We start from the raw sequence: 11907 nt of genomic DNA, 5'->3' as shown, positions 1-11907 counted from the left end.
AGGTGCCAGAGATTCCCGATCCCGACGTCCGTTATCCGCTCCCGCACACCGATCGCACGATCTTCCTGAAGCCCTTCATCGAGGCGGCCAATATAGAGGTGGGCGATTACACCTACTTCGATGATCCCGATGCCGCGACCGAGTTCGAGCGCAACAACGTGCTCTACGCCTTCGGGCCCGAGAAGCTGATCATCGGCCGGTACTGCGCGCTGGCCACCGGCACCCGGTTCATCATGGCCGGGGCCAATCATCCGACGGCCGGGGTGTCGACCTTCCCGTTCACCATCTTCGGCGGCACCTGGGCCGCGGACACCATGGACATCCTCACCTCGATCCCGAGCCGCGGCGACACCGTGGTGGGCAACGACGTGTGGTTCGGGTTCAACTCGCTGATCATGCCGGGCGTGCGCATCGGCGACGGCGCGATCATCGCCACGGGTGCGGTGGTGGCGGCCGATGTGCCGCCGTACACGATCGTCGGCGGCAATCCGGCCAAGCCGGTCAAGCAGCGCTTCGACGACGAGGACGTGGCCCGTTTGCGCCGCGCGGCGTGGTGGGACTGGCCCGTGGAGCTGGTGACCGCGCACGTGCGCACGATCATGGCGGGTACGCCGAAGGAGATCGAGCAGATCGCCCGGGACAACGGGCTGTTCCGGGACGATCTGATTCTCGACTGAGCCCGCGCCTCAGTGCACCAGGTCGCGCAGCGGCTCGGTGTTGAGGGTGATCTCCACCGGATCGGGGAGTTCGAACGGCTCCCCGATCGGCAGGCGCACGCAGGAGGAGTACACGCTGCCGCGCGGGCGGCTGTAGACGATGAGCTCCTGGCTCTCCCGGTCGATGAGCAGATAGACCGGAATGCCGGTCTCGGCGTAGGCGCGGGGTTTCTCCTCCCGATCCCGCCGGTCGGAATCGGAGTCGAAGCGGGTCACCTCCACGACCATGAGCACCGCCTCGGGGGTCTTCCATCTCCCCTGCCCGGCGAACGCCCGCCGGGCCGCGACCACCGCGTCGGTGCGCGCGCGGCCGCCGCCGTACGCGTCGACGAGCAATCCGATCTCCGGGTAGAGCCGCACGCCCGGCAGCTGCGCGAGCACCTGCTCGAGCAGCCATTGGAAGATCTCGTCGTGATCCCCGTCGGGCAACGGCTTCGCCCCCAGCTTTCCGTTGATGAACTCCAGCCTGACCCCCTCGCGCGCATCGTTCGCGAGGGCCTCGAAATCTTCGATGAGCATCTGTGGCCGATCCGCTATGGCAGTCATGCGACGGACGTTATACCCGCTCGCGGCACGTTCGGCCGGGATCGCCACGCGCGCACCCCGACTCGCCGAACGACACGCCTGAAGTGCGGTTATCTGCCGCGCACGATGCGGCGGAGTTTGGTCACGCGCGGTCCGACTTCACGCTCGTAGCCGTGGTCCGTTGGATGATAATAATCCGTTCCGACCAATTCGTCCGGCGGATACTGTTGTGCCAGAACACCATCCGGATGATCGTGCGGATACCGGTAGTTCTGCGCATTGCCGAGCACGGCCGCGCCCTTGTAGTGCCCGTCGCGCAGATGTGGCGGCACCGCACCGGCTTTGCCCGCGCGCACATCCGCGAGCGCCGCACCGATCCCCTTGACGACGGCACCCGATTTGGGTGCCGTCGCGATGTGAATTGTGGCCTGCGCCAACGCCAACTGTGCTTCGGGCATGCCGACCAATTGGACGACCTGGGCGGCCGCGGTGGCGGTCTGCAGGGCCGTGGGGTCGGCCATACCGACCTCCTCGCTGGCCTGAATCATCAAGCGGCGCGCGATGAATCGCGGATCCTCGCCCGCGCTGATCATGCGCGCCAGGTAGTGCAGCGCGGCGTCGACATCGGAGCCGCGCAGCGACTTGATGAAGGCGCTGATGACGTCGTAGTGCTGATCCCCGGCGCGGTCGTAGCGCACCGCGGCCCGGTCCACGCTGGCCTCGACCAGCTCCACCCCGACCTGTCCGTCGAGCGAGGATTCGGCGGAGGCCTCCAGCGCGGTGAGCGAGCGCCGCGCGTCACCCCCGGCGATGCGCACGATGTGGTCGAGGGCCTCCTCGGTGACGGTGTACTCACCGGCCAGCCCGCGCGGATCCTCGATCGCGCGCCGCAGCACGGCGCGAATATCGCTCTCGGACAACGATTGCAGCTGCAGTACCAGCGAGCGCGACAGCAGCGGTGACACGACGGAGAACGACGGGTTCTCGGTCGTGGCCGCGACCAGCAGCACGATGCGGTTCTCGACCGCGGCCAGCAGCGCGTCCTGCTGGGTCTTGGAGAACCGGTGCACCTCGTCGATGAACAGCACGGTCTGCTCGCCCGCGGTGAGCCGGCGCCGCGCGACGTCGATGACGGCGCGGACCTCCTTGACCCCGGCGGAGAGCGCCGACAGCGCTTCGAAGCGGCGGCCGGTGGACTGGGAGATGAGCGAGGCGAGGGTCGTCTTGCCGGTGCCGGGCGGACCGTACAGCAGGACCGAGGCGGCGCCGGAGCCCTCGATGAGCCGGCGCAGCGGCGAGCCCGGGCCGAGCAGATGCTGCTGCCCCATCACCTCGTCGAGCGTGCGCGGGCGCATGCGGACGGCCAGCGGCGCGAATCCCTCACCGCCCGCGGGTGCGCGCGGAGCGAACTCCTCGGACACGGCCTCCGTTCCCGGTGCGTCGAACAGCCCATCACTCACGAGCGAACCCTACCCAGCGGGACCGACAGCATCCGCGTCAGGCACGCGCGACCGGCCCGAACCCCGCGGTCACTAACTGTTCATCTGTCCAGATTTGCTCGCCGGGCACTGGATCGTATTCGATCTGTGGCGTGCGCCTCACCGAGATCATCTCCGGCCCCTTCGATCGACGCTCCGCGCTCAAGGGCGGAACGGCCGCGATCCTCACCGGCGGCACCGCCGCGGTGGCCTCCTCGCTGTTCGGTGCGCCCGCCCTCGCGCGGGCCGAAAACGCGGTGTTCCGGCACGGCGTCGCCTCGGGCGATCCACTGCCCGGCGGGGTGATCGTCTGGACCCGCGTCACCCCCGGCGAGGACGCCCTGCCCGGGTCCGGCGCCGGTGTGCCGGTAGCGGTGCGCTGGGAAGTAGCCAGCGACGCGGACTTCGGCTCGATCGCCGCCTCGGGCAGCCACACCGCCACCGCGGACGCCGACCACACGGTGAAGATCGACGTCACCGGACTCGGCGCGGGACGCGAGTACTTCTACCGGTTCAGCGCGCTCGGCCAGACCTCGCCGACCGGCCGCACCCGCACCGCGCCCGCCGAGTCCGACACCCCGGACCGGCTGCGCCTGGGCGTGGTGTCCTGCGCCAACTGGGAGGCCGGGTACTTCGGCGCGTACCGGCACCTGGCCGCGCGCGAGGATCTCGATGTCGTCGTCCATCTGGGCGACTACCTGTACGAGTACCCGCGCGGTGAGTACGGCGGCCGCGCCGGGTCGGTGCGCTGGCACGAGCCCGCGCACCTGATCGTGTCGCTGGCGGATTACCGAATTCGGCACGCGCAGTACAAGACCGACCCGGACCTGTCGAACCTGCACGCGCGGGTGCCGTTCGTGTGCACCTGGGACGATCACGAGACCGCCGACAACGCCTGGGCGAACGGCTCCGAGGACCACGATCCCGCCACGCAGGGCTCCTGGGCCGACCGCCGCGCGGCGGCGCTGCAGGCGTATCTCGAATGGATGCCGGTGCGCACCGGCGGCGACAAGCGCCTGTACCGGCGACTGCGCTTCGGCACCCTGGCCGAGCTGTCCATGCTGGATCTGCGCACCTATCGCAGCGAGCAGTTGCACGCCGGACCCGGCTGGCGCGACGTCGACAGCCCGGACCGCACCATCACCGGCAAGGACCAAATGGATTGGGTCACGGCCGGTTTGGTGTCCGCCCCGGTGACCTGGAAGGTGATCGGCAATCCCGTCATGATCGCGCCGCTGACGGTGCCGCCGCTGGATCCGGCGGTCACCGCCGCGCTGACCGAGACGATCGGCATCCCCGATCAGGGGATCCCGGTGAACCTGGACCAGTGGGACGGCTACACCGCCGACCGCCAGAAACTGCTGCACACCATCGTCGACGATCAGGTCTCCGACGTGGTCTTCCTGACCGGCGACATCCACACCTCCTGGGCCGCCGACATCCCCTTGGTCGCCGCCACCTACCCGGCCTCGCAGACCGCAGGTGTGGAATTCGTGGTCCCGTCCATCACGTCCCAGAGCATCGGCGACATCACCAAGACCCCGCCCCGCACCACCTCGGTCGCCGCCGAGACCGCCCTGGTGAACGTGAACCGCCACCTGCGCTACACCGAACTCGACTCGCACGGCTACGGCGTCCTGCACATCGACGCGGACCAGACCCAGATGGACTGGTTCTACGTCACCGACGTCGCCGATCCGAATACCGCTGTGCGCCACGGCGCGTCGTTCGGCGCCCGCCGCGGCGGGCGCCTGGAGCCCCGCGCGACCCCGGTGGTCTGAGGCTCTCGCCGCTGCCCACCGACGCCATACACCGCGTGGGTGGGCTACACACCGTCGCATGCGAGCAACGACGACTTCCGGAGCGGGCGGCAGCGTGCTGGGCTGGTCGGCGGTGCGGTTCCTATTGGCCGGGTCCGCCATTCATGCGCCGTTCACGCGTTGCCCCTTGATTCGGTTCGCCCGCACGGGATGTCATGGTGCGTGGCCCGCTCCAAGATCGCACCCTTCGCCGCTCTCGACCGCCGCACCGCCATCAAGGGCGGCACCGTCGTCGCGGCGTCCGCGCTCCTGGCCACCTCGGGGCGCGCCGGGGCCGCGGGCCCGGTCTTCCGGCACGGTGTCGCCTCGGGTGATCCACTGCCGACCGGGGTGATCCTGTGGACGCGCGTCACCCCGGACGACGCGGCGACCCCGGGTTCGGGTGTCGGCGAACCGGTTTCGGCGCGCTGGGAGATCGCCGCGGACGCGGAGTTCACCTCGATCGCGGCGGCGGGCACGCAAACAACCGACTCGGCGTCGGACCACACTGTCAAGATCGACGTCTCGGGACTCGTTCCCGCCACCGACTACTTCTATCGCTTCAGCGCGCTCGGCCAGACCTCCGCGACCGGCCGCACCCGGACCGCGCCCGCCGCCGGCGACTCCCCCGGCAGTCTCCGCTTCGGCGTGGTGTCCTGCTCCAACTGGGAGTCCGGATACTTCGGCGCGTACCGGCATCTCGCGGCGCGCGACGACCTCGACGCGATCGTGCACCTGGGCGACTACCTGTACGAATACGCGCGCGGCAAGCACGCCGGGCTGATGCCCAAGATCGACCGGCAGCACGAGCCGGCGCACGAGATCGTCTCGCTCGCCGACTACCGAATTCGGCACGGGCAGTACAAGACCGACGCCGACCTGGCCGCCCTGCACGCCCGCGTCCCGTTCATCTGCACCTGGGACGATCACGAGTCCGCCAACGACGCGTGGTCCGGCGGCGCGGAGAATCATCAACCCGGCGAGGGCGATTGGCCTGCCCGCCGCGCGGCCGCGCTCCAGGCGTACCTGGAGTGGATGCCGGTGCGCGCCTACGGTCCCGGCGCCCGGCTCTACCGCCGCCTGCGCTTCGGCGACCTGGCCGAACTCTCCATGCTGGATCTGCGCACCTATCGCGATCAGCAGTTGCCCGCCGTGGCGGGCTGGCGGCAGGTCGACGACCCGGCCCGCTCCCTCACCGGCCGGGCGCAAATGGATTGGCTCACCGGCGGTCTCGTCTCGGCGCCGGTGCGCTGGAAGCTGGTCGGCAACCCGGTCATGATCGCCCCGCTGCTGTTGCCGCCCATGGACGCGGCCACCGCGGCGGCCCTGAACGGCGTGATCGGCGTCCCGCAGGACGGCATCCCGGTCAACGCGGATCAGTGGGACGGCTACGCGGCCGATCGCCGCGCGCTCTTCGACGCCATCGTGGACCGGAACTGCTCGGACGTGGTCTTCCTGACCGGCGACATCCACACCTCGTGGGCGTCCGATCTCCCGACGAACGTCACCGCGTATCCGGCGAGCCCGCGCGCGGGCACCGAATTCGTGGTCCCCTCGGTGACCACCGGCAGCGTCGGGGAGATCCTGCAGATGCCCGCGCGCACGGTGAGCGTGCCCCTGGAAACCGCCATCGCCCGCATCAATCCGCACATGCGCTACGTGGAACTGGATTCCCACGGCTACGGCGTGCTCTCGGTGACCGCCGAGCAGGCGCAGATGGACTGGTTCTATCTGCTGGACGTCCGTGATCCGAATACGGGCGTGCGCCACGGCGTTTCCTACGCGGTGCGCAGCGGCGGGGGCAACCTCGAGCAGCGCCCGGGACCCGTCGCGCACTGAGCCGCGACCGGGCGAGGCACGCGCCGCCGCGGTGGTGTGAACGGGCCGCCCCGGTTTCAGCGGCCCGTGCTCACTCCTCCCAGCGCTCCTCGAGCGTCGCCGAGACGTGTTCGGCGAAATCGCCCAGGGCGTCGTCGCCGGTGCAGCGGGCGTCCTCGGCGAGGGCGGCCCAGCGATTGATCAGCGCGGCCGAGCGCGGGATCGAGAGGCCGTGCTCGCGGGCGGCGGCGATGCGGGTGTGATCGGCGGGCAGGAACCAGTAGGTGGAGAGCCAGACCCAGATCAGGCGGGCTTCCAGGATCCGTTCGGCGAGCACGTCGTCGTCGGCGAGCGCGGGCCAGACCGCGACCACTTCCGAGCGCCAGGCTTCCACCATCTGCCGGGCGCGCTCGCGCGAGAGCTCGAAATCGCAGAGGCAGCCGGGGAAGGAAACCAGCGCGTAGGCGATGTCGAGGGTGGCATCGCGGAAGCCACCCCATTCGTAGTCCAGGAACCGCGCGCCCTCTTCGTTGAGGATCACGTTGTCCGGGCACAGGTCGGACGGGCTGAACGCGCGGTGGCGGCCGGCGGAGAAGAGCCGGTTGCCGCGCACGATGCGCTCGGCGATCTCGCCGGGCACCTCGATGCCGAGTTCGCGCTGGAGCATGTCGGGCACTTCGGTGACGGAGGTCTCGGCCTGCTGGGCGATGCCGTCCACCCGGTGCACCACGTCCACGCGGCGCAGCAGGGCGACGAAATCGGCTTCACGGCCGACGGTGGCGGCGTGCATGCGGCCCAGTGCCTGCGCGAAGGCCATGAGGGCATTGCGGCCGGCCGGTTCGATGTTGGTCTGCAGTACCTGCGTCAGCGAGGTGTTCTCACCCAGGTCGCTGAGGATGAGCAGGCGATCGGGCAGGCTGTAGCCCAGGAGGTAGGCCCCGGGTCTGTGCTCCTTGCCCAGTGCGGTCGTGAACTGATAGGACACGGCTTCGCGCAGGAACGCGGAGTCGATACTGGCGACGCCGGGGGCCATGCCGCCGGTGCGTCGCTGCGAGGCTGTGCCCCGCACCTGCTTCACAATGAGGGTGCGCGGAAGTGAAAACGCGTTCTCCGCCACACGGACGCGGAGAACCGTTGTTCTACCACTGCCGCTGAGCTCCATTGGATCACTCAGCTTTACCGCAGCACCCATTCGCTTTGTGAGCAACTGTTGTGCCGCGTACACGACTTCAGCGGCGCGTTCGGCCAATAGTGCGGTCATCGGAACCCAAAGTACTCGCTCCAGGTCACTTTCAGCGAGCGGTTACGCAACCTTTCGCGCGTCGTCCGGCGTGTCTCTGTGAAGGGTTTGCCCACGCGGCGCTGGTTGCTTGACACAACCTGGACCGTCTAGTTGTCTCATGTTCAACTCTTGTGCGCCACACCGTAAACCGGGAAATGTGAAAGGCTCGCGACCATGACCGGCACGCCGCCCTCCGCACCGAACCAACCCTACGGCGACAATCCCGCCCAGCAGGGCCGGGGGCAGTACGCAGCCGACCCGGGTCGCCATCAAAACCCCCAGCCCGCACCGTATTCCGCGCCGCAGGAACCGCCGGGCGGGCACGGCAGGCACGAGATGCCCGGACTCGCCGGCTACCCGCAGTTCGACGGCCCGGGCGCGGCGCAGTACGGCAGCGAGCCCGTGGAACCCCCGCCGAACCTGCACCCGCAGTCGGGCGCGCCGCAGGGCTACGGTCCCGGAGCGCCGCAGCAGTACCCGCCGGCCGGCGGCCCGCAACCGGGAAATCCGCCCCCGCCGGGCGGTTTCGCACCCCAGGGCGGTTTCGCGCCGCCGCCGGGTGGTCCCGGTGGCGCACCGCAGCAGCCCGCCACCTCGCAATTCCCGTCCGCGCCGCACGGCGCCGTGCCGGTCTACGATCGCGAGCGCCTGAACGTCGGCCACGCCATCGCCTACGGCTGGGACAGGTTCCGCCGGAATCCGGTGCCGTGGGCGGGCATGGTGCTGATCGGGATGATCGCCTGGCTCGTGGTCATCCTCATGGTGAATATTCTTGATGTGCAATCGCTTTCGGGCGTGCTACTACTATCCGCGGTCGCCGCCCTGGTGGTGTGGTTGCTGCAGGCCGCCATGGTGCGCGGCGGCCTCTACGAAACCGACGGAACCCCACCGGATTTCCCGGCCTTCTTCGGCTTCGTCAACGCCGGAAATGTGCTGATCACGGCATTGATCGTCTTCGTCGCGTGCCTCATCGCGTCGATGGCCTGGGTTTTCCCCGCCATCATCGTCGGCGTCGTGTGCATGTTCGCCCTGCACTTCGTCATCGACCAGGACCAGGACCCGCTCACCGCCATCAAGTCCAGCGCGCAGCTGGTGGTCGCCAACGCGTTGCAGGTGATCTTGCTGGCGATAGCCGTCATGATCATCACCTTTATCGGCGCCATGCTCTGCGGCCTCGGCCTGCTGGTGGCCGGCCCGGTCTGCGCCATTGCGATCACCTACGCCTATCGCGACCTCACCGGCGGGTTCATCGCACCGCTGTGAGCGAACCATGACCGACGACAGCGGCCCGGTATCGGTGGATACCGGGCCGCTGTTCTATCGGTCGAGAGGGCTTACTTCTCCTTGATCGGATTGCCCTCGGCGTCGAGCTTGACGTCCAGACCCGCATCCCGGCGCTGCACCGGGGTGATCGGCGTCGGGGCATCGGTCAGCGGATCCACGCCGCCGCCGGACTTCGGGAAGGCGATGACCTCGCGAATGGAATCCACACCCGCGAGCAGCGCGGTGATGCGATCCCAGCCGAAGGCGATGCCACCCATGGGCGGAGCGCCGAAGGAGAAGGCGTCGAGCAGGAAGCCGAACTTGTCCTGCGCCTCCTCGTCGTTGATGCCCATCACCTTGAAGACCCGCTCCTGCACGTCCTTGCGGTGAATACGAATCGAGCCGCCGCCGATCTCGTTGCCATTGCAGACGATGTCGTAGGCGTAGGCCAGCGCGGAACCCGGATCGGTATCGAAGGTGTCCAGGTGCTCGGGCTTGGGCGAGGTGAACGCGTGATGCACCGCGGTCCAGGCCGAATGGCCCAGGGCCACATCACCGCTGGCGGTGGCATCGGCCGCGGGCTCGAACATCGGGGCGTCCACGATCCAGACGAAGGCCCATTCGTTCTCGTCGATGAGACCGCACTTGCGCGCGATCTCACCGCGCGCGGCGCCGAGCAGGGCACGCTGCGGCTTGGCCTCACCGGCGGCGAAGAACACGCAGTCGCCGGGATTCGCGCCGACGTACTTGGCCAGGCCCTCACGCTCGGCATCGCTCAGGTTCTTGGCGACCGGACCGCCGAGGGTGCCGTCCTCCTGGATCAGGATGTAGGCCAGACCCTTGGCGCCGCGCTGCTTGGCCCATTCCTGCCAGGCATCGAGCTGACGCCGGGGCTGCGAGGCGCCACCGGGCATGACGACCGCGCCGACGTAGGGCGCCTGGAACACCCGGAAGGTGGTGTCCTTGAAGTACTCCGCCATCTCTGTGATCTCGACGCCGAAGCGCAGATCGGGCTTGTCCGAGCCGTAGCGGCGCATGGCCTCGTGGTAGGTCATGTGCGGAATCGGCGTGGTGATCTCGTGGCCGATGAGCTTCCACAGCGCGACCAGGATGTCCTCGGCCAGCAGGATGACGTCTTCCTGCTCGACGAAGCTCATCTCGATGTCGAGCTGGGTGAACTCGGGCTGGCGATCCGCGCGGAAGTCCTCATCGCGATAGCAGCGCGCGATCTGGTAGTAGCGCTCGATGCCCGCGACCATGAGCAGCTGCTTGAACAGCTGCGGCGACTGCGGCAGCGCGTAGAACTTGCCCGGCTGCAGACGCGCCGGCACCAGGAAATCGCGAGCGCCCTCGGGCGTGGACCGCGTCATGGTCGGGGTCTCGACCTCGACGAAGGCATGCTTGCCCAGCACCTCGCGAGCGGCGGCGCTGACCTGCGAGCGCAGGCGAATGGCCTTGGCCGGGCCCTCGCGGCGCAGATCCAGATACCGGTACTTGAGCCGCGCCTCTTCGCCGGGCTCGTCGTCCAGCTGGAACGGCAGCGGAGCGGACTCGTTGAGCACCTCGAGCTCGGTCACATTGACCTCGATGGCGCCGGTCGGCAGATTCGGGTTCTCACTGCCCGCCGGACGGTTCTCGACCACGCCGGTGACCTTCACGCAGAACTCGTTGCGCAGCTTGTGGGCCTGTTCGGCGGGCACGCCCTCACGGAAGACGGCCTGCGACACGCCCGAAGCATCACGCAGATCGATGAAGATCACGCCACCGTGGTCTCGACGCCGCGCCACCCATCCGGTGAGGGTGACGGACTGACCGGCGTGCTCGCTTCGCAGCGAACCAGCCAAGTGGGTGCGCAGCACGGGATTCCTTTCGACGGACTTCGAAACGCCCGCGGGGTGGCCGGGCGCGTTCCCATCGTAGTGAGACACGTATTCCGAGTGGAAACCGATATCCGCGCGGACCTGTCAAGCTGTACGCCAAGGCTCGATATCGGCCCGCGCGAGCCGCCCATGACCCCAGGTCGGCCGACCTGCGGGGCGAGGACATGCTTGCGAAGGAGAGCGGCGACCATGACGTTCAACGAAGGCATGCAGATCGACCCGGATCGAGTGCGCAGCGGTGGCGGGCCGGGCATGGGCGGCGGCATGGTGCTCGGCGGCGGCGCACTCGGCATCATCGCTCTCATCGCCACGCTGCTGCTGGGCGGCGATCCGGGCAGCGTACTCGGGCAATTCACCGGCGCGGGCGGCACCGAACAGGGCACCGGGGGCGCTCCCGAGCACTGCAAGACCGGTGCGGACGCGAACAAGTACGTCGACTGCCGCGTCATCCTGACGGTGCAGAGCCTGGACTCGGTGTGGGCCACCGAACTGCCCAAGCAGACCAACAAGCGCTACGTCGACCCGCAGGTCTCGCTGTTCTCCGGGGTGATCGACACCGGCTGCGGCCGGGCATCCTCCGCGGTCGGCCCGTTCTACTGCCCCGCGGATCAGACGGCGTACTTCGATACCAGCTTCTTCCAGGAGCTCACCGACAAATTCGGCGCGAGCGGCGGCCCCCTGGCCCAGGAGTATGTGGTCGCTCACGAATTCGGCCACCACATCCAGAACCTGCTCGGCGACATCAATCGAGCCCAGCGCGATCCCCGCGGTCCCGAATCCGGCGCGGTCCGCACCGAACTGCAGGCCGACTGCTACGCGGGCGTCTGGGCGTACTACGCGGACAAGCTCCCCGCCCCCGGCGGCACCGAGCCCTTCCTGAAGCCCTTGACCGAGAACGACATTCGCGATGGTCTGTCCGCGGCAGCCGCTGTCGGCGACGATCGCATCCAGAAGGCCGCCACCGGCCGGGTGAATCCCGAGGGCTGGACGCACGGTTCGTCGGAGCAACGCCAGAAGTGGTTCCTCACCGGCTACCGCACCGGCCAGGTGCAGGCGTGTGACACCTACAACGCCCGCGACCTGAACAATCCGCCCGCCCTGCGCTGACCCGCCGGCTCCCGTGCCCGCATCGAATTCGATGCGGGC

At 68.9% G+C, this 11907-nt stretch carries 9 protein-coding genes; 5 read left to right on the top strand and 4 right to left on the bottom strand.

What is annotated here, in order from left to right; all coding sequences use genetic code 11:
• Positions 1 to 2: 2 nt before the first annotated feature.
• Entirely contained in the window at positions 3 to 677 is a 675-nt protein-coding gene (locus tag ACWIGI_RS14765) for a CatB-related O-acetyltransferase (RefSeq protein WP_454202907.1), read from the top strand.
• Positions 678 to 686: 9 nt separating this feature from the next.
• On the opposite strand, the gene ACWIGI_RS14760 is transcribed toward ACWIGI_RS14765, so the two are convergent.
• Positions 687 to 1262 (bottom strand): Uma2 family endonuclease, encoded by a 576-nt coding sequence (locus ACWIGI_RS14760; protein WP_354986869.1) that lies wholly within the window; start codon positions 1260 to 1262, stop codon positions 687 to 689.
• Between the two features lie 89 nt (positions 1263 to 1351).
• Positions 1352 to 2701: a replication-associated recombination protein A gene (locus ACWIGI_RS14755; RefSeq protein WP_454202906.1), complete on the bottom strand. Its 1350-nt coding sequence runs from the start codon at positions 2699 to 2701 to the stop codon at positions 1352 to 1354.
• A gap of 146 nt (positions 2702 to 2847) precedes the next feature.
• On the opposite strand from ACWIGI_RS14755, the gene ACWIGI_RS14750 reads away from it, so the two are divergent.
• Together ACWIGI_RS14750 and ACWIGI_RS14745 are read left to right on the top strand one after the other, a co-directional pair.
• Entirely contained in the window at positions 2848 to 4500 is a 1653-nt protein-coding gene (locus tag ACWIGI_RS14750; protein ID WP_454203136.1) for an alkaline phosphatase D family protein, read from the top strand.
• Between the two features lie 201 nt (positions 4501 to 4701).
• Complete coding sequence (locus tag ACWIGI_RS14745; RefSeq protein WP_454202905.1) at positions 4702 to 6357, top strand: alkaline phosphatase D family protein; 1656 nt, start codon at positions 4702 to 4704, stop codon at positions 6355 to 6357.
• Between the two features lie 70 nt (positions 6358 to 6427).
• Here the strand turns inward: ACWIGI_RS14745 and ACWIGI_RS14740 are convergent, their stop codons facing one another.
• Entirely contained in the window at positions 6428 to 7597 is a 1170-nt protein-coding gene (locus ACWIGI_RS14740; protein WP_454202904.1) for a phosphotransferase family protein, read from the bottom strand.
• A 195-nt stretch (positions 7598 to 7792) separates the two neighbouring features.
• Here ACWIGI_RS14740 and ACWIGI_RS14735 point away from each other — a divergent pair, with 195 nt between their 5' ends.
• Positions 7793 to 8881 carry a hypothetical protein gene (locus ACWIGI_RS14735; protein ID WP_454202903.1) on the top strand — a complete coding sequence of 363 codons (1089 nt, stop codon included), beginning with the start codon at positions 7793 to 7795 and terminating at the stop codon, positions 8879 to 8881.
• Between the two features lie 71 nt (positions 8882 to 8952).
• Here ACWIGI_RS14735 and aspS read toward each other — a convergent pair whose 3' ends face one another.
• Positions 8953 to 10740, bottom strand: a complete 1788-nt coding sequence (aspS, locus tag ACWIGI_RS14730) for an aspartate--tRNA ligase (RefSeq protein WP_454202902.1) — start codon at positions 10738 to 10740, stop codon at positions 8953 to 8955.
• Between the two features lie 210 nt (positions 10741 to 10950).
• Here aspS and ypfJ point away from each other — a divergent pair, with 210 nt between their 5' ends.
• A complete protein-coding gene (ypfJ, locus tag ACWIGI_RS14725) occupies positions 10951 to 11868 on the top strand; it encodes a KPN_02809 family neutral zinc metallopeptidase (protein ID WP_454202901.1) in 918 nt (305 codons plus the stop codon).
• Positions 11869 to 11907 lie beyond the last annotated feature (39 nt).

It is taken from the genome of Nocardia sp. NPDC055321 (assembly GCF_053645575.1).
This window is presented reverse-complemented; position numbering and strand designations above follow the sequence as displayed.